Raw genomic sequence first — 22,424 nt, forward strand, 5'->3', positions numbered from 1 at the left:
AGCCCCTTATTTTTGTGTTGCCGAAGCTTTAGATTTAACTTTTTGTACAATTACATTATAGTTTGGAACTTGTTCAGAGTCTCCAAGAAGAGGGTCTTCCATCTTCTTTTTGTCATCTCCAATACCTGGTCCTTCATTTTCTCTTCTATACTTTCCAGCTTCTTCTTCATCATAAAGAGGGCCTTCTTCTTGTCTCTTGGCCTTATCATATAGACCTTTAGCAGTAGATGCGAATGGATCTTTCTCACCCAATGCATTCTTTAAATGCGTACTTCTTCTATTTAGTTGATCTTGAACATTCTTAGCATTGGCCGTGTTGTACACATCAATGATCTTAGGAGTTAAGAAAAATAGAAGGTTAACCTTTTCTACACTTTTCTTCGTATTCTTAAAGAGCCATCCAAGTACAGGAATATCTCCTAGAAGAGGGACTTTAGAAGTGATGTCAGCTTCTTTATCTCTCATTAAACCACCCATTGCAATAGTATCTCTATCTCTTACAACTACAGAAGTGATCGCACTTCTTGTCGTCGTTGCAACACCTTCACTTTGAACTGAAGAAGGGAGTGATCTATTTGAGAAATCATCAATCTTCTGGTCAATTTTAAGTTTGATAAATCTCGTTACCTTATTTACTTGTGGAGTAATCTTTAATGTCAGAGCAACTTTTTGTTGTTTAATTGACGTCGAAGATGATCCATTTGCAGCATTTGTTCTTTCAGCTGTTGGAATACTTTCACCAACTTCAAAAATAGCTTCTTCATTATCTAGCGCCATAATTTGAGGTGTTGCTAAGACATTTGTTCCTGCATTGGCCGCTATTGCTGTGATCAGACCTGAAACAGATTTAATTTTAACTTCAGTACCACCAACATTTTGAGTTACAGTTGCTCCGGTACCACCACCAACGAATAGTCCACCAAGTGCAGTGATATTATTTGTCATTACATTAAATAAATCGCCTCCATTACCAATGAATCCAGCTTTATCCGTTGCCCCTGATCCGTAAGCGCCGATAATATTAACACCAAACCCTTGGTCTTTTGTTACGGACGTTTCCATGATCATACCTTCAACAAAAACCTGATCTCTTGGACGATCTAGCTTCTTAATAACTTCTTTGATCGTTAGATAATCAGTAGGTGAGGCAGTAACAACAATTGCATTATTTTCTTTGTCTGAAGTGATCTTAACTTCAGCATTGAATAGAGTGCTTGAATCACTTGAGCTAGAAAGCTTTGAGAACCTAGACTTTGACGTCGTTGCAGGCTTTGCTGAACTGACAAGGCTAGATAGAGTCTTAGCTAGAGTCTCACTTGTTCCATGATTTAAATAATAAACATGAATTTGACCAGAGCTAGAATTTACTAGCTTTACATCTAGTTTCGCAATTAAGGCACTAAGTTGTTTTGCACCTTCTGCATTGGTCATTGCGATAATTGAGTTTGTTCTTGGTTCTGCAATTAACTTTATATCAGACACAAGAGTCGACTTTGAGCTAGATGTTCTAACTTTTGAATTCGATTTAGTTCCTTTAAAGATTTGATCAAGCAACTTTGCAATTTCTTGCGCAGAAGAGTTTTTAACTGGCATGATCTGAAGAGATTCTTCGTGTCCTGGTACATCAATAAACTTAATAAGCCTAGTTAGTCTATTAATATTAGCACCAGTATCTTGTACAATAATTGTATTGGTTTGCTTGATGTCGATAATTCTACCGTAACGAGACATAAATGGTCTAAATGAACGAGTTACCTCAGTAGAGTTAATATTCTTTAGAGGTAGAATTCTCATGACATAGTTGTCAGTATTAGGAGTGAAATTTCCTGTATAAATCTTTGTTGGAGTATATCTAATATCTCTAGCGTTAACGATTTTGTAAAAAGAACCAGACTTTACAAGCGTATATCCGTTTAAGTTCAAGGCCGTCAAATAGGCCTTCCATGCATCTCCCACAGTAATTGCTGTAGGTGCCATTATTGAAACTTTACCCTTTAGGTCTTTATCTAAAATAAGATTAATTCCTGTCAACTTTTGCATGTGCTTAGTTAAGTCGGTTAGGGAAGTATCAGGGAAATCAAAGCTCGTAATAACTTCAGGCCCAAATGCTGTTTCTGGATTTAAGTTAACGTACTTCTTATCTTTAGATGCATCTATCTCAGAAGAGTCACTTGATCTACCAAAGAAATCGCTTGATCCATCTTTAGTCTTAATAAGGCTTGTAGCAGATTTATTAGAAGTATTGTACTTTGTTTTAGATTTAAACTTTCCAGGTTTAAATTGTGCCATTACTTGTGCAGGCGCAGTTGCCATTAAAGCAATAGTTAAAAAGGTACTAACAGTCATTGTCGCATTTTTCATAAATTCCGGTCCCTGGAGTTTTACTCAAAGTTATATTCTAAATTTTGTTCAACACCATCTCTCTTTAGAGATAGTTCTAGTTGGTCAACCTCTTTGATTTTTCCAAATAGATTCATAATTTCATTTAAATTGTTAAATTTCTTTCCATTAATTCCAGTAATAATATCTCCATCTTGGATATTTAATTTACTGTAGATAGATCCCGGTACAACTTCTGTCATTTTAAATGAGAGACTTCCATCAGGGTTTTTGATTTGAATGGCCCTAGCCTGAGTTAGAACTTCGCTTATATTAGAGAGCATTTCATCTCTTACTTTCTTTTGAATCTTAAAGTTGTTTCCTACATTCTTAATACGTGAGTCTTTATACTTATTTAATAGTGGTGCGCCTCTTTTTTTGCTAACCACATTAATTGGTTTAGGATTTCTTGGTTCCCGTCCTTTAGTCTCAACATATTCACATTCACCAGTATTTAGATTTTTAAATACAAGTTTCATTCTATCTATTTTTCCTACCTGAGCATCTGATTGAATTCTATCTCCCTCTCGAATACTTAGAATGTCATTCTTTCCCCTAAGTTGAACTGCTGCAATAGACTTTACAGAGTCTTGAAGAACAATAGTATTTACAAGTGTGATTCTTAATTTGGACTTTTTATTAGATTTTACACAAACTAATTTCTCATCAATTTTTGGGCCTTCATCTTTTTTAGGTTCTACTGTTTTAAGTGGATCTATCGTGTTGAATAGGTTGGCCTGGGCAATACTTTTTCCTTGATCTCTCATGCTGTCCACTGGGGCAATAGCAACACGAGGTGATGTTTTTGCTTCGGTAGGAACAAACTTAGCAGATACTGAACTTGCCAGTAACTTTCCAGTATAATACGTTCCACTAAGAATTAGAGTCGTTAAAAAAGTCCTATGAATAACTTGTCTTGTATCAGGTGAAAAAGACTTCTCTACAAAAAGAGGCCATGAAAAACTTTTAAGTGCATCAATATTTACTTTAGGCTTAAGTCCAGCTTCGCTATCATCAATAGTTCCGCCATCAAAAGCGATATTACTTTGTGTTTTTTTAGGAAATTTATCTTTCATATTAGAAAGAAAATTTGTAAATCTCTGTTGAACACTTTGTTTTGGTGGATGAGCTTCGTAGAGTTCGTCTTCGTATTCTTCGTACTCTTCATCCTCTTGTTCTACTTCTTCGTACTCTTGATCATCATGTAATTCTTCTTCAGAGAGGCTTTGTTCGACTGGGGCTTCAAGCTCACTCAATTCTTCTTTTTGTTGCTCACTAACCTTAAACTCAGTAGGGAAGAATTCTTCTTCCTCTTCATCGTCTTGTTCGCTGTCGGCCTGTATTGATGGAACATCTTCTGTGTCATCTCTGTGGTTGAGTAGGTCTTCAATTTCGTCTTCATCTTTTTCGAGGGAATCAAAAGTTATATTATGATTTGTTCCTTCACTAGATTTCGCTAATAACTCTTCAGATACTTTTATCTCACCAGTTGAATCTCCAACTTCTTGTTCAAGGTATTCCTCTTCATACTCTTCTTCGAGTTCATCTTCAAATTCGTATTCATCTTCAAATTCAACATCTGATTTAGAAAACTTTTCTTTGAGTTTTGAGAAAATTCCTTTTTTCTTTTTCGTCATTAAAAGATCCAGCTTTTTAGTAAAGTAAATTTTTTTATCTTATATCTTTATTATCATTACTATTTTAAGGGTTTAGACTATATGCTTCAAGTAACTTTATTCGGTTTTTTTTGCCTATCTTCTGATTGAATTGGTCGGTTATTTTTTATTGTTGTCACATTTCACTATAAAGAGTTAAAATTTTTGCAATTAATAAATGAAGTCTAAGGATTTAAAATGAGTGATGAAACTGATTCTAAGTACAATGTGGATAAAGATGGTGGAGCGTTTGACTCGGTTGTAGGGAGCCTATTTTTTGGTGAGATCAACGAGGATGCTGTTTTTCCTTTTCCACATTTCAGTAATGATCAAGTAGAGATGGCCAAAGAGATGTGTTCTGCTATTTCTAAGTATGGTGAAGATGCAATTGATGGTGAGAAGTTTGACCATGAGGCGAAGATTCCTGATGAAGTAATTCAAGGGTTGGCCGAGTTAGGTCTTTGTGGACTTGCGGTACCGGAAGAGTTTGGGGGAATGGAGCTTGATTACTCTCTTTACTCTAGAGTTTTTGCTGAAGTGGCATCGATGGATGGTTCTACAGCTACAATGCTTGGTGCGCACCAATCAATTGGTTATCGAGCACTTTTAAACGAAGGGACTCCGGAGCAAAAAGCGAAGTGGCTTCCAGCTTTAGCAAGCGGTGAGCAATTAGCTTCATTTTGTTTAACTGAGCCAGGTTCAGGGTCGGATGCTTATTCGATAAAGACAAAAGCTACTTTAAACGATGATGGTTCATATACAATTACAGGACAAAAGCTTTGGATTACAAATGCTGGAACTGCTAATTTCTATACTGTTTTCTGTAAAACAGATCATGAAAAAGACGGAGAAACTGTTGAGAAGATTTCTTGTTTTATCGTTGAAAAAGATATGGAAGGTGTAACTTTTGGTGAGAAAGAAAATAAAATGGGAATCAGAGCATCTGAGACTCGTGCTGTTTATCTCGATAAAGTTAGAGTTCCTGCGGAAAATGTTTTAGGAGAACTAGGTAAGGGATTTAAGATCGCCATGAACGTTCTCAACTCTGGTAGACTTTCTCTTGGAGCAGGTTGCGTTGGTGGAATGAAGACTATTCTAAAGATGGCCACTGAACATGCTAAGGGAAGACAGCAATTTGGAGCTCCTATAAGTGACTTTGGTCTAATACAAGAGAAGTTAGCATTTATGGCAGCTCGTTGTTATGCAACAGAAAGTATAGTTTACATGACTACTGGAAATATGATTAAGGGAATGGATAACTACTTCTTGGAAACGGCTATTTGTAAGATCTATGGTTCTGAATCCCTTTGGAGTGTTGTTGATACTGGACTTCAGATTGCGGCGGGTAATGGTTATATGAAAGAGTATCCTTATGAAAGAATCATGAGAGACTCTAGAATTAATCTTATTTTCGAAGGGACTAATGAGATTTTAAGATGTTTCTTAGCTCTTTCAGGTATTAAAGGTCCATCAGAGAATTTAAAAGATCTTGGGAAAGTTTCTGATGTAGCGTCGGCACTTAAAGATCCTATTAAGTCATTAGGTGTTCTTTCTGACTTTGCAAAGAATAGAATTTCTAAAATGATTGCTTCTAAGGCGTTGACTAAAGCTCATCCAGAGCTAGAAGAGTATGCCAATAACTTCTCCTCTTTAATGGCTTCATTTGCAATTCAAGTAGAGAATACGCTTATCAAGTACGGTAAGAATATTATTGGAAACGAATATCCTCAAGGAAGACTTTCTAATATGGCAGTTGAGCTATACGTTATTCTTTGTGTAATTTCTAGAACAACAGCGATCTTAGAAAAAGACGATGTTCCTCAAGATAAAAAAGATTACGTTCTTGGAATGACTAAATTAGTAATTAAAGAGTCTAAACAGAAATTCGTTGCGAATTTAAAAGGTATGACTAATAACTATGATAAACTAACTAAAGAAGTCTCGGCCGCAGTATGTAGCTATGACGGTTATGGATTAGATATCATCGATTATTAATGAATGACTAAATACTTACTTTTAACACTTATTCTTGTAACTAGCTGTGGAACTTTGGAAAAAATTCCACGGCTATTTAAAAAAGAAAAAAAGAAGCCAGCTCCGGTAAAGGTTTCAATTCCTTCTGGTCCGACTTATCAAGGTTCAGGAACTTACTTTGAAGACATTACTGAACAAGTAGGATTGATGGGAGAAAGTGCAACGCAGTTATATGCCATTGATTTTGATTTAGATGGTTATACTGATCTTGTGACTTTGCCGTTATTCTACTCTCAACCAAAATTCTTCATCTACGTTCCTGAGACAAAGAAATATAAGCTACTTGATTACAATCCTTTTGAAATGACTGTTCGGGCAAGTTACTTATCATTCTTTGATGTTAATAAAGATGGTATTTTAGATTTGATAGCTGGAACATTAAATCTTAAGTCTTCGCTCCCTAGAGAAGCTCTGAAGGTTTTTAAAGGTTATAAAAAACAAGGTAGAGTCTACTATAAGCAAATACCTTCTAAGAAAAAACTCACTCCAAGACCTACTTCTTCTATCTCACTAATAGATTATGACTTAGATGGGAATATTGATGTTTACGAAGGCAACTGGCTTGATTATACCAAGAGCCCTCCAAGAGTTTCTCCAGATCGTCTATATAAAGGTTATAAGAATTTTGATTATAAGGAAGTTAGCTACCTCTTAGAGGAGGAGAGTCGCTTTAGTAAGGCCAATAATGCTTATGTAAATGCGAAGCCTACTTTCTCTACTAGCACTTGTGATGTCGATCAAAACGGATTCCCTGATATTCTAACTTCTTCTTCTGGCGGGCACGACAACAAGATGTGGCTCAACCTCTACGATAGTAAGAACAAAGATAGAATTTTTAAAGACTTCGGTGAAATTTCTGGTTTTAGTAGAGATTCATTTGGATTGCTAGACTCTAGGGGTGGTGGCAATACATTATTCTCTCTTTGTACTGATTATAATAATGATGGGATTATTGATATTATGGTCGGCGAATCTTCGCACTCCTATGATTCTGAAAATAAAGATCGTTCATCGTTTCTGACGGGGAGTACTAATAGCTTTCCTCCAAAATTTCTTAGATCTGAATATGTTGAAGATGATGATAAAGAAGTTTGGACTCATAGTGATAGAAGAGCGGTGTTTACTGATTTTAACAACGATGGGCTAATAGACGTTCTAGTTGAAAACTCAGGTCATCCTCCATACACTAGATTAATTTATTTTGAACAGTTGGCCGATCACGGCTTTGAAGATTTTGCCAAAGACGCGAAGATCGATATTTTAAATCCATCAGGTGTTATTACTATAGATGTAGACCGTGATGGCAATATGGACTTCATTACTGGTCAAAGTAATATAAGAAAATCTGATATACCTAGCCGTATCTATGTTTATAGAAATAAAATGTTAAGAGAAGGGCGTAGATCAATTAGACTTTACCTTGAAGGAAAGAAGGCCAATACTAATGGCTGGGGTTCTATGATTGAAGTGAAGACTGCAAACTTTACTCAAAAGAGATGGGTTGAGTACTTAACAGGCCCACAACCTTCTCAAAGTGAATTTGGAATGCACTTTGGCCTTGATATAAAGAATGCGCTTGAGTCAGTTACTGTAACTTGGCCAATACTTGCAAAGCGACAACTTCCTCTAAAGAGAGTTTACGACCTTAGTGGACTGCACTTTGACCGTCACCAGGATATAACTCTGTGTGAGAGCGGTAGCTTCATCTTAGGGCGAAAGTCCTGTAAATAGTTAAGAATCCATCTAAATAGATCTCGTTGGAGCTTTTTTGTCTCTCAATTCAGTATCAATTTGTCCTAAAATCCCTTTTTGACCCTTGGTGTCGATATATTTACTCCTAAAAACTTGGCACGGAAATTGGAATATGTGTTCACAACTGGAAACCACTAGGATGGCGGATTTCCAAAGAGCATATCAGGATGATTACTCGAAACAAAAAACTATGAAGGTTAATTACATATAGGAGATTACTATGGACAGCAAAACTCTAGAACAATTCAAACTACTTTTTATGGAGATTAAAAGAAATAATACTCTAGAGAATCTCGGTAGAGAAGTAGATCAGTCCCTTGTCGCTACAAGTGGTGATGAAGTAGATCAGACTTTAAGAGAAAGAGAAAATCAGCTGCTCATAAAGTTAAGAGGTAGACAGCAATTCTATATGAAGAAAATTGATGCAGCACTTGAGAGAGTTAATAATGGAACTTTTGGAGAGTGTCTAGATTGTGGTGCAGATATCTCTACAGATAGGCTCTTTGCTAGACCAACTGCCACGATGTGTATTTGTTGTAAAGAAGAGCAAGAAAGAGGAGAAGATCAAGTTCTTTACCAAAAGAGAAGTCATACTCATGGTAAAGAGATTGTTAATGAAAATATTAAGTCCTCTCTACTAAATACTAACCCTGGTGATGATAATATTGTCACGCTAAGTGCAAAGAGTAGTGAGACTAAGTCTTATATGGGGATTGGTCTTTAAAAAATCTAAAAATAATTAAGGAAATACTAAGGCCTAGATATTCTAGGCCTTTTTTACATAAACTTGACATAGTCTTTACTCGTTGCGGGCAATTGAGTGCAATATCTTTGTTATTCTTGTTTTGAGCTTAAGAGAAGTTAAGAACAACTTCTCCTACATCACATCGGAGATGACATGGATGCAAGAAGATTAGAAGAGTTTAAAATTTTATTTAATGAAATGAAGCGAATCAATGAATTAGAAAAGTATAAACTTGATCAATTGGCCGCTCAAGACAATTCAGGTGATGAGATAGACTTATCTATAAAGCAAAGAGATGAGCAATTACAACTTAAACTTCATGGCAGACAAAACTTCTTTATGAAGAAAATTGATGCCGCTCTAGCAAGAATTGAAGCTGGTAGTTTCGGAGAGTGTGAGGAATGTGCCGAGGAAATAGGCATTAAAAGATTGAGAGCGAGACCAACTGCGGAGCTTTGTATTAATTGTAAAGAAGAGCTTGAGCGTAAAGAAGAAAATGTCGCTTATTTAAAGCGTAGCCATACTCACGGAAGAGAGATTATCAATCAAAATCTAGAGGCCGTAAAGTCCCTTGTCTCTGGAGAGATCTTAGAGCAACGGGTTCTCCCTGAAAAAATGTTATTAGGTCGTTCTGTGAACTAGTATTTGTGCTCCTCCTATGATGGGAGGAGTTTTTTTATAAAGAGTTTATTTCTTATTTTCTATATGTATAATATCTGTATGAAATATACATTGGTCTTCATTCTTTTAATTATTAGTTCTTGTTCTACTCTTTCAAAGAAAGAACCTGTTCCTCGTAAAGTCGAAGAGAAGCTAAATATAACAGCAAATAAAATAATTCCAAAGGCCAAAAAGTGTTTTCAGATAGAGTATAAGGACAAGCAAGGAATTCATAAGAAAGTAGATGTTAGTTTTGACATTTATAATGATGGCAAAGTTCTTGTTACTAAAATATCTTCTAAATCTGAGTTAAGTCGAACTTTTAAAAAGTGTATAGAATTAGTTTATGAAACTTCTGAGTTCTCTGATCCAATAATAAAAGAAGGGAAGAAGATTAAGTTCATACAATCACTTGAGTTTACTACAACAGTTAATTAGCCTTACATAACCAACTTTAAAATTCCCTTAAGATTACTATAAAGATTAAGATTTGTTGAATCTTGTGACGTAATAGTTACTGTAAGAATTGTGGAAGGAGTCCCAATCTAATTTCCAGTAAGGAAGAAATTACGGAGGATTAAATGGGATTACGAATTAGTACAAATGTGACTTCCTTGGCCGCACAGAGGACATTGGGAGCTACAAATGATCAACAGGGAAAAGTTTTAAATCAACTTTCTTCTGGTACAAGAATTGTTCGTTCTGCTGATGATGCTGCTGGTTTGGCGATATCTGAGAAATTAAAATCTCAAATTCGTTCAACAAATCAGGCCGAAAGAAATGCTAATGATGGTATTTCACTAATTCAAACCGCCGAAGGTGGACTGAATGAAATCGGTAGTATTTTAGTGAGAATGAGGGAGCTGTCTGTACAGTCTGCTTCTGATACAGTTGGCGATACTGAGAGAAAGTTTACTGACCTTGAGTATCAGAACCTTAAAAGTGAAATCGAGAGGATTTCCCAGGTAACTGAGTTCAATGGAAAGAAGCTTTTAAACGGACAAGGGGAGAAGTTAGATTTTCAAATTGGCATTAACAATAATGACTTTGAAGATAGAATTTCTTACGCTTCAGATGCTACGGTAGCAACTGTAGCCGGTTTAGGTGTTGATGGACTTGATGTAACTTCTAAAGAAAGTTCACAAGTTGCACTTAAAACCTTGGACGATGCAATCCAAAATGTTTCTGGACAAAGAGCATTCTTGGGAGCAACTCAAAATAGACTGACTTCAACTGTTACAAACTTGCAAGTAACATCTGAAAATCTATCTTCTGCTAACTCCAGAATTAGAGATACAGATTTTGCAGCAGCAACAGCTGAAAATACTAAATTAAATATTTTGAAAAATGCTGGTACGTCAGTACTGGGACAAGCTAACTCGCAAGGCCAAGCAGCACTAAAGCTAATTGGTTAAGTGAAACAAAGGCCACCTCTTTTTGGGCTTAAAGAGGTGGCCTTTTCTTTATAGAGCTAAAGTAGTTAGTTCTTGCATTAAGTCCTGAGTTCTTTGAATGAATAATTCTTTTTCTTCAGACTTTAAACCTTCACTTGATATTTGCGCTAAATCTTCAACATGGTGACATAATTTAGAAACAAGCATTTCGTTTCCACCTTTGTCGTGAATCTTTAAAGCATTTTGAATGAGTGGGTTTGCAGGGTTAATAACTAATGTTTTCTTAGTCGGAAAAATAGAAGTCTCTTGTCCCATACTCTGGGCCATCTTTGCAAAACGCTTCATTTGCTCGTCTACTTTAAAGTAGGCCGGTGTCGTTGCATTAGAGAACTTTGAGATCTCAACTTCATTTGCCATTGGGTTCTTTTCTTTTTCATCCTTCTGTGGTGAAAGAATATTTGAGAAAAGCTCTTTTATACGAATATCTTCTTCTGTCGTATTTTCAGTTTCTAATAGATTCCCAATCTCTGAGTCTACAGAAACAAATTGAATCGCTTCATCACCAATTTTGTGTGACTCTGTATGCTGGAAGAAGTGAGGATCAATGTGGTCATCACACTCTATAGCGTGGATACCTTCTGCAAGAAGTTGTTTTCTTAATGCAACATCAGATTTGTCCTTATCAAAGTAGAGAACTTTTCCTTTTAGTTTCTCTGCATACTTTTCTGGGTGCGAAGCTGAGTATTCAGCAAGAGTAACATACTTGTTTTCAGAGTTCTTAAAGATAACTCTCTCTCTCATTAACTCATCAAATTTAGTATCACTTACACAACCATACTTGATGAATAGTTGAATATCATTCCAGATTGTTTCATACTTTTCACGGTCTTTCTTGTTAAGAAGCTTTAGGGCCTCTGCGACTTTCTTTACAACATAGTTCGAGATCTTCTTTACGTTAGGATCACCTTGCAGTGAAGATCTAGAAACGTTTAATGGGATATCAACAGAGTCGATACTTCCTTTTAGTAATGAGAGAAAATCAGGGATAATATTCTTAACATTGTCAGATACAAAGACTTGCTTACAGTAAAGTCTCATATTATTTTCAACTTGATGTTTCATCGGGTTGATTTTAGGGAAAAATAAAACACCCTCTAGAGTAAATGGATGGTCAACTTTTAAGTGAATCCAAAAAAGAGGATCTGAGTCAGTAGGGAATTGCTTTCTATAGAATTCCTTATAATCATCATCAGTAAGCTCTTTTGGATCTTTTTTCCAAATAGGTTTAGTTTCATTGATAATTACAGGGGCCGCAACAACAGCAGGAGCATCCTCATCAACTGTACCATCTTCTTTTAGCGGTTTTTGAGGTGGTTTTAACTCATCTAGAACACCAATCGGGTATGGCATATAATCACAGTGATTTCTAAGAGTTTGAGTTAGTTTCCATTCATTTAAAAACTCAACACTTTCTTCATCGTCATTAACATGTAAGTAAATTGTTGTTCCTACACTTGATTTGTCAGACTCTTCAAAAGAGTACTCTGTATCACCTTCACAGGTCCATTTTACGGCCTTAGCTCCTTCATTCATTGAAAGAGACTCTACAACAACCTTGCTCGCAACCATAAATGCAGAGTAGAAACCTAGTCCGAATTTACCGATTATATCTTGACCATCTTCAGCGCCTTGATCTTTCATCTTATTTACAAATTCTTCTGCACCAGAGAAAGCTAGCTGAGCAATGTATTTCTCAACTTCTTCTTCAGTCATACCAATTCCATTATCTGAAATTGAAATTACTTTTTCGTCCTTATTAACTGTGATGTTGATCGAGCCAGAAGGAAGCTCAACATTCATATTTCTTGAAAGCGTGTGTCTTTTTGTTATTGCATCAGTCGCGTTAGCTACTAATTCTCTAATAAAGATATCATGCTCTGAGTAAAGCCATTTTTTAATGATTGGAAAGATATCAGCTGTATTTACTGAAATATTCCCCTTTCTTTGTGTCATGTTAATCTCCTATGTGAGTTTCATTAATTTATTGATTTAACCAATATGGTTGTAAATTCTCTAGCGTCAAGGGTTGGCGCTTTACAAAGAGAGTAATTTTAGGCGAAATTGTGATTATAAATATAAATGAATAGATAAATACTGTAACTGGTTGAAAATATATGACAATTGACTTAGATATGGAGTTTCCTAATACTCCTCAGGATGTAATCGTAATTACGACTGGTGGCACAATTGAAAAGTCATATGATGAGTACGATGGGTCATTAGAGAATAAAGAGTCAATTATCAAGCATTTGATATTGGAAAAGTTACGCATGCCATATACGCGTCTTCATGTTCATGCGCTCCTTGCCAAAGATTCTTTAAATATGACTGACTACGATAGAACCTTAATTGCGAAAACGATTGAGATTCAACTATCAAAAGGTTGGCCAATAATAGTTCTACACGGAACTGATACTATGGCCAAGACAGCTGAAACTTGCCAAAAATATTTGAAGAACTTAGATCGTCCGGTTGTTTTTACAGGAGCAATGAAGCCGATGGGCTTTGATGATAGTGATGCTCGTCAAAATGTTACAGAGGCACTACTTGCTTCTAAAATTTTAAAGCCGGGAGTATATATATCTTTTCATAATAGAATCTTTCCAGTTCCTGGTGTTAGAAAGAATAAATCTAAGCGTACATTTGAGGCAATTTAATGTTTAAGAATTCTCTGCAGTTCGGTTCTAGAAATCTTGTTAAATTTGTCTTAGACAATTATATATACTTCATACTATTTTTGGCCTTTTCGATCACAGTTGATTTTTTGAGAACTTCTTTTTCACAAGGAAATGTTACATTCGAACAAATCCTTGCCGTTGTAGAGTTACTATTTACTTACTTTATAACGGCCGCTCTTATTAGAAAGGGTCTACAGATTATTTCTCAAGATGAAACAAGTATCTATTCTAACTTTTGGGGACGCTTCTTTATTTATTTGCGTGTAAATATTGTCTACACCTTATTCTTTTTAGGGGGAGTTTTTCTTCTGGTTCTTCCGGGGCTTTTCGCATTAGTTTTTCTTTTCTATGCACCGCTATTAGTTTTAGACCCTTCTTATAAGGATGATAGTTATTTCAAAAAGAGTATTGAATTAGCTAAGAAGAATAAAGGTCTTACTGCTTTTATTGCAGTTTTTTCACTAATTGTAATGGGCCTTGATTTTGCTTTATTGCCACAAATTAAAGACTCTCAATTTCCACTTCTGTGGATTAGTTTAAAAAGCATCATTATGACAGCTATAGATTTCTTTATGGTTTTATTTAATGTTCAAGTCTATTGGCAATTAAAAAAGTAATTAGAAGGCCTCTGCAATATTCATGTAGAAGCCACTTTCTCCATCAGCAATTCCATAGTCAAAGCGTACGTTCACGCCCTCTTTAACTTGAAGTCTGTAGCCAGTACCGATACTTTTTAAAACTCTTGAGTCTGACAGATCAGAGTAGGATTTTCCCATCATCGCACCACCAACCCATACAGCAATACCATGAGGTTTTCGTATTTCTTTTCTCCACTCAATTTGCGTAAGAACCATTGTACTATCTCTATAGCGGCCTTCGTAGTATCCTCTAAGGCCGTTAGAACCACCCACAAGAGCGTATTGATCCCAAGGAATATCGCCATTATTAGTTTCTGACTTTATTTGAAAGGCCAAGATATTATACTTCTCTTTATCGAGAGAGAAGTACTCACTCCATTCAAAAGCGGCCTTAGAAAAGTCTGCCTTACTTCCAATGGCATCATCATATTGTGTAAATGATAGATCAATAAAGCGACCAGTCGTAGCATTCAGAACAAAGTCTCTACTGTCGTGAAATGCTCTTAGACCAATTCCAACAATAGTTGAACTATTTGGGAAGTCAGTAGTTTGCAAAGTGTTTGGCGTCACCAAATTCGCTGATGGCTGAACATCATTTCCGTTAGTATAATTTAAATGAATTAGAGGTCCAAAAAAAGAATTCTTAGCAAATTTCTTTAATAAAGTTGGTTCAATTTCAAATTGGTCTTTATTATAGTCAAAAGCATTTCCATCATTTCTATTAGTATCGTCTCCGATTCCATAATAGGACTCCACCGAATGATGGGCCTTACCATCAATATAGAGTCTAAGACTATCTTCATTTAAAAATGTCTTGTTTTGGATGCCAATGCCAAATGTTCCGTTTAAAGTTAGGAATCCATTTATGACAAGAGAGGACAGTTGTGTTTGTTTATCACTTTTGTCCGGACGATAGAGTCCCACTGCCGATACTCCAAGTCCTAGGGAGGTTTCAGGGCTGTAGAAAGGTCCCGGTATGACGCTGAAGTCAATTAGTTTATCTTCATCAAATTTTTCACCATCAAGACCTAGCTTTTCAAGAACGATATCGAGAAAACTATCATCATCGTTAGCAATGGCCTAATTATTTACAGAAAAAAGAAGAAAGGTAAGAAGGAAAATATATTTCAAAATTAAACCCTAGTGTGGCGTTTCGCTGATGAGTACTCTATAATTATGACTATTAAATTATCATGGAAAGTTTTTATGAGAAAGAGTTTATTTTGTTTTCTATTATGCATTTTGACGGGTTGTTCCAGTCTACAGTGGACTTCTGACATCACACCAGATGACGATTCGATCTTTAATATGCTCAATGAAACTACAAGTGAAGGGCAGTCTTGGAATTTTGAAGTTAGAAAGAATGCAGAGTTTGAATTACCAGATACATTAAGGCCATGCTGTGCTTTTGGAACTGATCACAAGGTTCAATTAGGGGCACTTCCAATTCCTCTGATTACTCTTGCAAATACTGTGTCTATCGAAGATATAGGTTCTCATAGTTATAACGCATCTGCTTTTACAAAAAGCTCTTTTAAGCAAAAACATCGCAGTGATAAAGAGAATAATGGACTTATCTACACTAAGCGAGGTGGTTTTCTAGATATGGCCCATGTTCGTGATACAGCAGATCTAACCATTGCTCTATTTTATTTCTTCTATGAAAACTTGGGGCAAGAAAAAACTGTCAACCTAAGAAAAGAGCTTGGCGAGGCAAGAATAAAGCTGAAGAAGTTTGACCGATCAAAGTTTTCGAAAAAGGAAATTTGGTTTCTAGCTTCAAATTTGGCGGCGAGAAAGGCCTATCAAATGGCAGTAGCACATGAGATTTCACAGTGGCATGGATATCGAAGTATTGAATTATTTGATGAGACTGTTTCTGCTTATTCTCCTGAAGATTTATACTCTAATTTATTGGGAGCAAAAATTGCTTCTAATATTATAAATAATAAACTTGCATTTTCTAGTGAGAGTTTCAATAAGCATATGACTGTGTGGTTAGCTAAAACTCTTCAATCTCTGGAACCTGTAAGTAAAGATGAAACAAATAGATTATTGAAAGAAGTTGATGGGACTTGGTGGGACTCTTCTAAGAGACTACCAAGTAAAGAGCTTGTTATTAAAAGAAATTATAACTTAAGTTCTAATCAGGCCCCTCTACTTGTTCCATCAGTAGGGGATGAGAAAAAAGCTGTCACAATACGTTTGTCAAACTTCCTCTATGGAATGAATTTAGATGAAATTGCGAACTACTCTTTTGATGTCGACCTTCGCTATCAATCATCTTTTTCTCATATTCCTAAATCAATTTGGAAAAATGGAATTACGAGTGATGAATTTTCAGTAATTGTAAAATATGATGAAATTGAAGATATCAAATTCTTTAAGAAAATAAAAAAGGGCCACTAGGCCCTTGCCGTTACCATCTTATCAAAGTTGCAGCAGCATAGTCTCCAGCGTGGGAGAAGCCTGCTAAGCAGATCAAGTCACCCTCTTTAAATTTGCCCTCTTTGTTTGCCTCAGCAAGTGTAATAGGGATACCCGCTCCAAATAGATTGGAGTACTTTGAAAAAGTATTTAAATGTCTCTCTTGCGGTAGAAGAACAGCTTCTCTCCAGTTTCTTAAGAATAGATAATTAGGCTGATTTGTTATCAGGTAATCCAGTTCAGTTACTTTTAGATTGGCCTCTTTTAATGCCTGATAAATCATCTTAGGAACTAATCTATTTCCTCTGCCAATGATTTGAGTGACTTTTTCTTCGGGAAACTCAAGATTGCCCACTTCTGAGCGAGCTTCCCAGTGATCTTTACCAGCGTAGTTGGCCTTCATATCTTCAGAGTTTTCTGGAAATACTTCTTGCACAGTGGCCAAGACTTTTCTGCTTTCAGTTTCTTCAAATAGGGCCACGGCAAAACCATCTCCTGGTATCGCTGACTGAGGAAGGTTCTTATTCTCTTCTTTTGCAAAAATTCTTCCCCCGGCCGTTTGACCAGAACATAGGAGAACTCTCTTTACTCCATGACTTAACATGAAAGACTTTGCAACTTCCATCATATAAATAAATGAGACACAGCCAGTATTATGCAGATCAAATATCCACTTTGCCTTGCCACCAATTTTCTTATTTAGAATTGCGCCACTGCCTGTAAATATATGATCAGGAACAGAGACATTAGTTAAGATCATATCGACGTCTTGGGCCTGGAGTCCATTTCTTTCGAGTAACTTCTTTGCAGCACTCGCAAAGTAATCTACAGATTGCTCTTTATCACCGATATGACGTCTTTCTACACAGCCTTTGAACATTCTATTTTGATTCTCTTTAAAAGCATCACCAAAGAATGAATTATCGACAATTTTCGCTGGAAGAATTTCTTCAATATCTACAAGTCCCATGCTCATTTTCTTATCCTATACTTGGAGTCATTGGTAAATTATTGGCATGCTTATACTCTAGAATTCGTTTTAAATTCTCTAGCTCTACAACATGTCCGGCATAGAACATATCCCAAAAGTTTCCTACCCATGGTCTTCCTTCTGGGGCCTTCTGTGGGTATGGATTATTTGCATAGTAAGGATGTTTACAGTTTTGCCAAAAAACTATTGAGCCCGGTTTATTAAGAACTCTTTGCGCAGGAACGATTCTATTTAAGTAGATCATCCAAAGATCCTCTCCCTGGTCCCAGGCACAGTGGTAGTCTACGAGTAGGGCCTCTTTATTAGATTCGACTTTGAAGTAAATATCTGTATTCTCTCCAATTTTATCTTTACCAACATAGAGTCCACTATCATTTACTTTTTGAAATTCTCTCATACTATATGTCCACTCTGCGAGACTGTAAGGATGCGACATATATTCAAAAACCTTTTCAGGAGGACAGTCGATATAGCTTTGAATAGGGCAGTAGTCTCCATAGACTTCATCATGTGGGTAGACCGCGTGAGTTAGATCGGCAACAATGCCACCCATCTCATCTTTACCAGTCGTTTCAATTCTCTTTAGACCTTCAATATTATCTAAGCTCATCTTTAGGCTCCAGTTTTGATTTTGTAAAAGTCCTAAATGGAGGAACTTCGGTATCTTGAATATTAATATTTATAACAATGATTTTATCTTCATTTTCATTTAATTTTTTAAGCGACGCTAAGAGTTCATCTTGATTGTGGACTTCATAGGCCAGTATTGACGGAAACATTGCCTTCATCCCAGCGGCATAATTTGATTGTTCAAAATTATTTAGTTGTGTCTGCCCTCCGAGAAAAATATTTTCTCTCACTCTACACATTCCATGAGAATTATTATTAAAAATGAAGATGGCCAATGGAAGCTCTTTTTGAACGGCGGTGTGAATCTCTAGTCCATTAATAAGAAAAGAGCCATCTCCTGTGAAAATATAGCTTCTTTTCTTTGTCGCTGTAGAACACCCAATTGCTGAGCCAAAGCTATTTCCCATTCCACCTTGTCCAAGAGAGAGATGAAAAGATCCGAGTCCTCTAGGGGAGAGATGATTTACACATTGAGCTCCAGTATTTCCTGCATCAATAAATAAATCAGCGTCATTTTCAATGAATGCATCAATTGTATGTAGTATACCTTTCCAATTATATATCTCTTTGCTGAGATCAATTTCTTCATATTCAAGAGTCGTTAGTTTTCTAGAATAATTATCATCAACATAAGTAGCGCTATCAAAATTATAGTGCTTATAGGTTTTGCAAAAAATAAAGTGCTCTACGGAACCAATTGAAAGAATATTCTTATCGATTAATTTATTTTCTATTTCAAACCTTGAGATAACATCCCAATTTGTTCCAAGTAGTAAAATTGTTTTGGCCTTAGGCAATTCTTCTAGAAGAGAATCATTTCCCATGACTCCGATGACTCCAATAAAGTTTGATGCTTTGTTATCATAGAGCCCTTTAGTTAAAGGAGTCGTTGCAACTTTACAGTTTAGCTCTTTAATTAAAGATAGAATTTTAGACTTATCTTTTAAATGAAGAAGTTCTTCCCCTAGGATGATTAGGTCAATTTGATATTCAAAATCAATCTTTTCAATTGGAGAATTTAGAACTTTAAAGTTCTTCACTTTTTTTGAACATTTCGCATTCACTATATTCTTAGGAATGAGTAGGACACTAGGTGCTCTTTTGATAATTGCTTCATCAATAGATTCTTCAATCATTGAAACAAAGTCTTCACTTCTTTCTATTCTAGCGGCAGAAATTGTTGCGGGTTTAAACATCTCAAGGACATCAATTGAATTTCCTCTTCCTGAGTTATCTTGAAAGGCGCCAACTCCTTCCATTTTCTGATCAATCTGACCGCCTATAACTAGCAGTGGAATTTGTGATGTGAAGGCCTCTGCTACTGCAGGTAAGGTATTTAAAATGGCCGCACCAGATGTTGTAATAACGGCAGCAAGTTTATTCGTTTTGAGATAAACAGACATTGCCATAAAAATGGCGTTGTATTCATTCTTAACAATTGTTAGTTCAATCTGTGAGCACTTTTCTAATTCACTTAGAAGTTCTTCATTATTTGCTCCACTCATGGCAAAGACTTTCGTTACATCTCTGGAGAGTAGAATTTCAGGTAGTATTTCACTATTTTTCATAGACTTAGACATACCATAAAAATGTATCTCAAACGTTATACAGAGCTTAACTTGAAAAAATTACAATTATATTATGATCCTGTTAAGAGTTCTTAAGCACTTTACACTTAACTAGAACTTAGATAATAAAGGCTAAATCAATTACTTCTGGAGACACTATGAAATTTCTTTCTTTTATCGCTCTTTTTTCATTATTTACAACAAATTCTTTTGCTTGCTCGACTTACGAAGCGCAAATTATTGCCGACGTCGTTAGAGTAGAGACAGACTCGATGATGACTTGTAAGGCATTTATCTCTGCTGAAAGCATCCAAATGTACAACGAACACGGACTTTGTGGATTAAAGTTAGAAGAAGTTCTAGAAAATGGAATTGATTTTCCACTAATCAATGGTCATGACTGTGAAGTAGAAGATACTATTTCTGGTTACTTATACACAACTAAGACAGGTATTAGCTTAGACTAGTCCTCGATAAATCTGTGGCCTAAATACTGGAAATGTCTTTAGGCCGAAGATTTCTTGTTAGTAGGGACCACTGCTACTATCTTTCTTTCTCAAAAAACTTCTTATCTATTCGCCACTGATTTTCTGTGATTTTTTTAATGGACTCTTTCTAAGACGTTATTGAAGATATCTTGAGAGATAAGAACTTATAGACTTAATTTCTATTCTGTATTTTATCTTCTCAACATTCTACTTTAAAGAAATCAATAAAATCATTTTGATTACTTCCAGATGCAGCCTATAATTAGTTAAGTACTTTTAAATCTAATAATTATATTCGTCATTAGTAGGAAATATATAATGAATCTTAAAATTAACTTTATCCTTTTGCTTCTAAGTTTTAGTACAAAGTGTTTCGCTTCATCATATCCATTCGATGACTTCAGTGTTGATCCAAGAAAATATAGCTTAGTTTTAAATTACCATAATGATCGTGACAATGAAGTAGATAAAAAACTTAGAAAGAACTACAAATTCAAATTTCCTTTAATTGAGTTTTACAAGAATAAAGAACTTAATGGATCACCAATTGGAAAACTAAATGAAGAGGGGCTTTACATTGAAGGTAAGAAGGTTTGTATAAATAAAAATATTCTTAATGGTAACTATAATATACTAATAGAGTTCTTTGGTGAGTTTTCAGGAACTTGGAAACAAGAGATTGAGGCAGGGGTTTACTCTAATGGCATAAGATTTAGGGCAAAGAGATGCTCTTTTTTAGAATATTGGCAGGATGCTGATTTGGTACTAATGACAGCACTAGTCTTAGAGGATTACGATGAAAAAACTAAACTGGCTAAAATACGTCTTGGAGATGGATTTGCCTATTTTTCTGCTAAAAAATTGAGTATTCAATATTTACACAGACCACCACTACGGACAATGGATCACTATGGTGTTGATCCAATAAAGCTTGCTAAGCATATTGAGTCTAAGTTTGCTGAATATTTAAAAAATCGAAGGGATCGTTTTAAACCTAAAGTAAGTGGTGAGACTTTTGAGCAACGATACGGACTAGAGAATTACTTTTCTCTATCTAATCTTGACTGGATGGATAGGTATGGTGCTAAGGAATATAAAGAAAGTTTAATTAAGAAATATGGAAAATTACAAATTATAAAGCATTTTGACTTTGAGAATATGAATTTTTATGTAGCTAGATATAAGAATAAAACTAAAGGAAAGAAGGACATTATAGAAATAAATCTATGGAAAGAAGATATGAATGAACTTTTTATATTGAAGAATTTGGATAATGGCAATGTTAAGTACGATGAATTCTTCAAAGTAGGTTTTTCTGATAAGATAACAATTTTTAATGTTAATGCAAGGTTTATGATTCCTCAATTCGAATATGAAGGAACATGGGACGATTTTTAATAACCATTTCTTGAATTTCGGCTAAATCTAAAGAGCTAACAAGCTTCATCTGAAATAATGGCCAGGCCCTCTTATAGGGCCCCACTTTTCTTATCTAAGTAGTACAGATAATATCCTGGGTAGTGATTGATTCCACCTTTTCTACTTCAATAACTTTGTCCGTGAAATAATAAAAATAAATGCATGATTTTTTGACTTAGCTCAAACCATTTAGCATTGTACTTTTTTCTTCGTGATGATCTTCTAAGAGTAGTAAATGCTTATTCTAAAGGTAATCAGGAAATTAAAAAAGTACTCTCAGATTTATAATTTTAGCTTTGTTAATTAAGATTTCTTGAAAGATAAGAACTTATACTCTTAATTTCTATTCTGTATTTTATCTTCTCAACATTCTACTTTAAAGAAATCAATAAATTCATTTTGATTACATCCAGATAGACCCTATAATTAGTTAAGTACTTTTAAATTTAATAATTACATTCGTCATTACTGGGAAATATATAATGAGCTTAAAGATTAACTTTATCCTTTTACTTCTAAGTTTTAGTGTGAGGAGTTTCGCTTTATCCGACTCATTCGCTGACTACAGTATAGATCCAAGAAAGTATAGCTTGGTTTTAAGTTACCATAATGATCGTGACAATGAACTAGATAAAAAACTCAGAAAGAACTACAAATTCAAATTTCCTTTAATTGAGTTTTACAAGAATAAAGAACTTAATGGATCACCAATCGGAAAACTAAATGAAGAGGGTCTTTACATTGAAGGCAAGAAGGTTTGTTACACAAAAAATATTCTTGCTGATAACTATAATATTTTGCTTGAGGATGTCGTCCTTCCTGGTTATCTCGGAGATGGAGATGTATACACCGTTGGTGAATACTCGAATGGTATAAAATTTAACGCTATAAGGTGTCCATTCTTAG

At 35.3% G+C, this 22,424-nt stretch carries 19 protein-coding genes; 12 read left to right on the plus strand and 7 right to left on the minus strand.

Annotated elements, in window-relative coordinates; all coding sequences use genetic code 11:
- Positions 1 to 6: 6 nt before the first annotated feature.
- Complete coding sequence (gene gspD, locus DPQ89_RS12295) at positions 7 to 2,361, minus strand: type II secretion system secretin GspD (protein ID WP_127717311.1); 2,355 nt, start codon at positions 2,359 to 2,361, stop codon at positions 7 to 9.
- Between the two features lie 20 nt (positions 2,362 to 2,381).
- Positions 2,382 to 4,016: a PDZ domain-containing protein gene (locus DPQ89_RS12300; protein ID WP_127717312.1), complete on the minus strand. Its 1,635-nt coding sequence runs from the start codon at positions 4,014 to 4,016 to the stop codon at positions 2,382 to 2,384.
- Positions 4,017 to 4,232: 216 nt separating this feature from the next.
- Between DPQ89_RS12300 and DPQ89_RS12305 the strand changes: the two genes are divergently transcribed.
- From DPQ89_RS12305 to DPQ89_RS12330, 6 genes are all read left to right on the plus strand, one after another.
- Complete coding sequence (locus DPQ89_RS12305) at positions 4,233 to 6,029, plus strand: acyl-CoA dehydrogenase family protein (RefSeq protein ID WP_127717313.1); 1,797 nt, start codon at positions 4,233 to 4,235, stop codon at positions 6,027 to 6,029.
- 3 nt (positions 6,030 to 6,032) lie between these two features.
- On the plus strand, positions 6,033 to 7,799 hold the full coding sequence (locus tag DPQ89_RS12310) for a CRTAC1 family protein (RefSeq protein WP_127717314.1): 1,767 nt from the start codon (positions 6,033 to 6,035) through the stop codon (positions 7,797 to 7,799).
- A 241-nt stretch (positions 7,800 to 8,040) separates the two neighbouring features.
- Positions 8,041 to 8,544, plus strand: coding sequence for a TraR/DksA C4-type zinc finger protein (locus DPQ89_RS12315; RefSeq protein ID WP_127717315.1), 504 nt, complete (start codon positions 8,041 to 8,043; stop codon positions 8,542 to 8,544).
- Between the two features lie 174 nt (positions 8,545 to 8,718).
- Positions 8,719 to 9,207: a TraR/DksA C4-type zinc finger protein gene (locus tag DPQ89_RS12320; protein WP_127717316.1), complete on the plus strand. Its 489-nt coding sequence runs from the start codon at positions 8,719 to 8,721 to the stop codon at positions 9,205 to 9,207.
- Between the two features lie 78 nt (positions 9,208 to 9,285).
- Complete coding sequence (locus DPQ89_RS12325; RefSeq protein ID WP_127717317.1) at positions 9,286 to 9,663, plus strand: hypothetical protein; 378 nt, start codon at positions 9,286 to 9,288, stop codon at positions 9,661 to 9,663.
- Between the two features lie 143 nt (positions 9,664 to 9,806).
- A complete protein-coding gene (locus DPQ89_RS12330; protein ID WP_127717318.1) occupies positions 9,807 to 10,640 on the plus strand; it encodes a flagellin in 834 nt (277 codons plus the stop codon).
- A gap of 48 nt (positions 10,641 to 10,688) precedes the next feature.
- Here the strand turns inward: DPQ89_RS12330 and htpG are convergent, their stop codons facing one another.
- Positions 10,689 to 12,632: a molecular chaperone HtpG gene (gene htpG, locus DPQ89_RS12335; RefSeq protein WP_127717319.1), complete on the minus strand. Its 1,944-nt coding sequence runs from the start codon at positions 12,630 to 12,632 to the stop codon at positions 10,689 to 10,691.
- A 161-nt stretch (positions 12,633 to 12,793) separates the two neighbouring features.
- On the opposite strand from htpG, the gene DPQ89_RS12340 reads away from it, so the two are divergent.
- Positions 12,794 to 13,336: an asparaginase domain-containing protein gene (locus DPQ89_RS12340; protein WP_206611167.1), complete on the plus strand. Its 543-nt coding sequence runs from the start codon at positions 12,794 to 12,796 to the stop codon at positions 13,334 to 13,336.
- On the plus strand, positions 13,336 to 13,974 hold the full coding sequence (locus DPQ89_RS12345) for a hypothetical protein (protein ID WP_127717320.1): 639 nt from the start codon (positions 13,336 to 13,338) through the stop codon (positions 13,972 to 13,974). Before DPQ89_RS12340 ends, DPQ89_RS12345 begins: the two co-directional genes overlap by 1 nt.
- Here the strand turns inward: DPQ89_RS12345 and DPQ89_RS12350 are convergent, their stop codons facing one another.
- Positions 13,975 to 14,919 (minus strand): BamA/TamA family outer membrane protein, encoded by a 945-nt coding sequence (locus DPQ89_RS12350; protein ID WP_164848380.1) that lies wholly within the window; start codon positions 14,917 to 14,919, stop codon positions 13,975 to 13,977. It lies immediately after the preceding gene.
- Positions 14,920 to 15,201: 282 nt separating this feature from the next.
- On the opposite strand from DPQ89_RS12350, the gene DPQ89_RS12355 reads away from it, so the two are divergent.
- Positions 15,202 to 16,404 carry a DUF4056 domain-containing protein gene (locus DPQ89_RS12355; RefSeq protein WP_164848381.1) on the plus strand — a complete coding sequence of 401 codons (1,203 nt, stop codon included), beginning with the start codon at positions 15,202 to 15,204 and terminating at the stop codon, positions 16,402 to 16,404.
- Positions 16,405 to 16,414: 10 nt separating this feature from the next.
- Here the strand turns inward: DPQ89_RS12355 and DPQ89_RS12360 are convergent, their stop codons facing one another.
- The 3 genes from DPQ89_RS12360 to DPQ89_RS12370 are packed head-to-tail and all read right to left on the minus strand — an operon-like array spanning position 16,415 to position 19,623.
- Positions 16,415 to 17,398 carry a 3-oxoacyl-ACP synthase III family protein gene (locus DPQ89_RS12360; protein WP_127717323.1) on the minus strand — a complete coding sequence of 328 codons (984 nt, stop codon included), beginning with the start codon at positions 17,396 to 17,398 and terminating at the stop codon, positions 16,415 to 16,417.
- A gap of 4 nt (positions 17,399 to 17,402) precedes the next feature.
- Positions 17,403 to 18,023 carry an SRPBCC family protein gene (locus DPQ89_RS12365; RefSeq protein WP_127717324.1) on the minus strand — a complete coding sequence of 207 codons (621 nt, stop codon included), beginning with the start codon at positions 18,021 to 18,023 and terminating at the stop codon, positions 17,403 to 17,405.
- Complete coding sequence (locus DPQ89_RS12370) at positions 18,010 to 19,623, minus strand: thiamine pyrophosphate-binding protein (RefSeq protein ID WP_127717325.1); 1,614 nt, start codon at positions 19,621 to 19,623, stop codon at positions 18,010 to 18,012. The genes DPQ89_RS12365 and DPQ89_RS12370 overlap by 14 nt, the downstream gene beginning before the upstream one ends.
- A 146-nt stretch (positions 19,624 to 19,769) precedes the next feature.
- On the opposite strand from DPQ89_RS12370, the gene DPQ89_RS12375 reads away from it, so the two are divergent.
- From DPQ89_RS12375 to DPQ89_RS12385, 3 genes are all read left to right on the plus strand, one after another.
- Positions 19,770 to 20,078: a hypothetical protein gene (locus tag DPQ89_RS12375; RefSeq protein WP_127717326.1), complete on the plus strand. Its 309-nt coding sequence runs from the start codon at positions 19,770 to 19,772 to the stop codon at positions 20,076 to 20,078.
- A gap of 339 nt (positions 20,079 to 20,417) precedes the next feature.
- A complete protein-coding gene (locus DPQ89_RS12380) occupies positions 20,418 to 21,497 on the plus strand; it encodes a hypothetical protein (RefSeq protein ID WP_127717327.1) in 1,080 nt (359 codons plus the stop codon).
- A gap of 503 nt (positions 21,498 to 22,000) precedes the next feature.
- The coding region (locus DPQ89_RS12385; protein WP_164848382.1) for a hypothetical protein at positions 22,001 to 22,424 on the plus strand (424 nt) is incomplete at its 3' end.

Origin of the sequence: Halobacteriovorax sp. HLS (genome assembly GCF_004006665.1) — a bacterium.
Classification (GTDB): domain Bacteria; phylum Bdellovibrionota; class Bacteriovoracia; order Bacteriovoracales; family Bacteriovoracaceae; genus Halobacteriovorax.

Coding starts and splice junctions, on each gene's coding strand:
- DPQ89_RS12310 (WP_127717314.1), top strand. CDS start 6,033: ATGACTAAATACTTACTTTTAACACTTATTCTTGTAACTAGCTGTGGA.
- DPQ89_RS12305 (WP_127717313.1), top strand. CDS start 4,233: ATGAGTGATGAAACTGATTCTAAGTACAATGTGGATAAAGATGGTGGA.
- DPQ89_RS12320 (WP_127717316.1), top strand. CDS start 8,719: ATGGATGCAAGAAGATTAGAAGAGTTTAAAATTTTATTTAATGAAATG.
- DPQ89_RS12330 (WP_127717318.1), top strand. CDS start 9,807: ATGGGATTACGAATTAGTACAAATGTGACTTCCTTGGCCGCACAGAGG.
- htpG (WP_127717319.1), bottom strand. CDS start 12,632: ATGACACAAAGAAAGGGGAATATTTCAGTAAATACAGCTGATATCTTT.
- DPQ89_RS12365 (WP_127717324.1), bottom strand. CDS start 18,023: ATGAGCTTAGATAATATTGAAGGTCTAAAGAGAATTGAAACGACTGGT.
- DPQ89_RS12340 (WP_206611167.1), top strand. CDS start 12,794: ATGACAATTGACTTAGATATGGAGTTTCCTAATACTCCTCAGGATGTA.
- DPQ89_RS12315 (WP_127717315.1), top strand. CDS start 8,041: ATGGACAGCAAAACTCTAGAACAATTCAAACTACTTTTTATGGAGATT.
- DPQ89_RS12300 (WP_127717312.1), bottom strand. CDS start 4,016: ATGACGAAAAAGAAAAAAGGAATTTTCTCAAAACTCAAAGAAAAGTTT.
- DPQ89_RS12345 (WP_127717320.1), top strand. CDS start 13,336: ATGTTTAAGAATTCTCTGCAGTTCGGTTCTAGAAATCTTGTTAAATTT.
- DPQ89_RS12325 (WP_127717317.1), top strand. CDS start 9,286: ATGAAATATACATTGGTCTTCATTCTTTTAATTATTAGTTCTTGTTCT.
- DPQ89_RS12370 (WP_127717325.1), bottom strand. CDS start 19,623: ATGTCTAAGTCTATGAAAAATAGTGAAATACTACCTGAAATTCTACTC.
- DPQ89_RS12360 (WP_127717323.1), bottom strand. CDS start 17,398: ATGAGCATGGGACTTGTAGATATTGAAGAAATTCTTCCAGCGAAAATT.
- DPQ89_RS12355 (WP_164848381.1), top strand. CDS start 15,202: ATGAGAAAGAGTTTATTTTGTTTTCTATTATGCATTTTGACGGGTTGT.
- DPQ89_RS12380 (WP_127717327.1), top strand. CDS start 20,418: ATGAATCTTAAAATTAACTTTATCCTTTTGCTTCTAAGTTTTAGTACA.
- gspD (WP_127717311.1), bottom strand. CDS start 2,361: ATGAAAAATGCGACAATGACTGTTAGTACCTTTTTAACTATTGCTTTA.
- DPQ89_RS12375 (WP_127717326.1), top strand. CDS start 19,770: ATGAAATTTCTTTCTTTTATCGCTCTTTTTTCATTATTTACAACAAAT.